The 1,793-nt window shown below is 41.3% G+C and carries 2 protein-coding genes; one reads left to right on the plus strand and one right to left on the minus strand.

The features are described from left to right. The first annotated feature begins 69 nt into the window (after positions 1-69). Positions 70-468: a hypothetical protein gene (locus P8O70_22170; GenBank protein ID MDG2199545.1), complete on the plus strand. Its 399-nt coding sequence runs from the start codon at positions 70-72 to the stop codon at positions 466-468. A gap of 484 nt (positions 469-952) precedes the next feature. On the opposite strand, the gene P8O70_22175 is transcribed toward P8O70_22170, so the two are convergent. Continuing rightward, positions 953-1,336 carry a hypothetical protein gene (locus P8O70_22175; protein ID MDG2199546.1) on the minus strand — a complete coding sequence of 128 codons (384 nt, stop codon included), beginning with the start codon at positions 1,334-1,336 and terminating at the stop codon, positions 953-955. Positions 1,337-1,793: the final 457 nt, after the last annotated feature.

A 1,793-nucleotide genomic window follows, 5' to 3' on the forward strand; every position in this document is an offset into this window, starting at 1 on the left:
CTACGGCCGCCGATGAATTGATGCCAATCTAGCCAGTTTTCAGTAATCAACAATTATACCTAGAAAACGATGTATTTACGTGATGACGAGGGCAAGATCATTGATGTAGAGTACGGTTTGGAGCAGATTGAGGGAACTCAATCCATAATCGTTGAGTGTCACTGGGGGACAAATGATAAGAAGGGTACCAGAGAGCGAAACCCTGATTATAACCAACTCTTAGGGTACATTTTTGGACGGCTAGCTCAACTTGGTACAAAAATCACCAGAGTTATTGTTGACTCAAAACGAGCAGCCGCGAATTTCACAATTGAAGGAAGAACAGTAAAGATTGATTACCCTGTTGATCTGACTGCTGTAAATATCGATAAATTTCGAAAGGCTTTGCAAAATGCGGTTAGAAAAACAGCTCGAAAAAAGCAACAGGTAGTAGTGGCAACGGCCGCCAAAGAATTCGAATCTTTCTAGACAGTAACATTAATGAAGATTAGCTGATTTTTGGTGTTAGTAGGTTGGATACTACCGATGTTATTGATGATCAATCCTGTAGTTTTTATGAAACACAGCGCGCTAGCTCAAGGAAATCAAGAATTGGACAGGATATATTTCGAGAAAAGTTGATCAACCGTTTTCGGGGAGAGTGTGCTGTCACAGGCATCACAGAAGAACACCTATTGATAGCGTCACATATCAAACCTTGGGAAGTATGCACTAACTTAGAGAGGCTGGATCCCCACAATGGCCTGCTCTTATAAGTATTAGCTGACAGGCTCTTTGATCAGGGACTCGTAACCTTTGATGAGAACTGCAATGTCATGGCATCTCCCTGCCTATCAAGTGAGGACCAAGAAAGATGTGGAATCAGAGGTTGGAGTAGTCCAAAGCTTTCAGATCAAACCAAGCATTATATGGAATATCACCGAGCTTCGGTGTTCAAGTGTAACTGAAATGATCACTCGTAGTCTTCCCAGCTCCAGCCGAGGTGTTCACTTGGATCATAATCTAATTCCTCAAGAGCAGTTTTCTGTCTAAGAATTTTACCTTCTTTGTAGTTGATCGCTGTAATGAAAGCTCTAAACCTTGGCTCTGGATCCATTATTCGCTGATAAGCAAGTACGCAAAGGAATTCATCGTTTTCATAAATTACTTCTGGCGATTTTGTAACAGCCATATCCCCCATTGTTGTCGCTACGACTTTATCGTCCTCAATATTTGTCTCAATACCTGTTCTCAAATCCAAAGAGCGATATTCTGGATGATAAATTTTATCAACTAGGGAAAAATCACCTTTCATGGCAAGCATCCACGCTCTCCCATATGCTTCTATTTTGGTCATTTTCTCTCCTTATGTTTTTACCCATGATTTGACCTCACTCACCACAAACCTAACCAGTGCTGGGCCAGATAGCTTCTGGCCTTCAGCATCCCACAACACACTTTCCAGTAAATTCGGTCTTCACTCTATTCTGCTGTGAATCATATTTCGCAGATATCCCATGGATATGATTGTATTGGATATTCAATATTTCTTCAGAGAGTCAGGAATATCCTCTGATTTGGCAAGTAAGTAAACGGATTTCAGTACATCCAAGGACTCTCTTCCTAAATCAGGAAAGCGGTTTTAAATCTGGTCTGACGGATTATTGGAGCTTGCTACTAGAGTGCCTCTGAGAGTCTCCAGAATCGCTACTATCAGTGGTTTGGTTGGACTTGCTTATAAGCAAGCTGCGTCTCTGGCTAGAGAGAGGAGTTTTCTTTGATATGATGTATACCATTTCATTAACCTCTTTGAC

Source organism: SAR324 cluster bacterium, from assembly GCA_029245725.1.
Classification (GTDB): Bacteria; SAR324; SAR324; order SAR324; family NAC60-12; genus JCVI-SCAAA005.

Bases quoted from the DNA above. Each gene is read 5' to 3' on its own strand.
- P8O70_22175 (MDG2199546.1), bottom strand. From the start codon at position 1,336: ATGACCAAAATAGAAGCATATGGGAGAGCGTGGATGCTTGCCATGAAA.
- P8O70_22170 (MDG2199545.1), top strand. From the start codon at position 70: ATGTATTTACGTGATGACGAGGGCAAGATCATTGATGTAGAGTACGGT.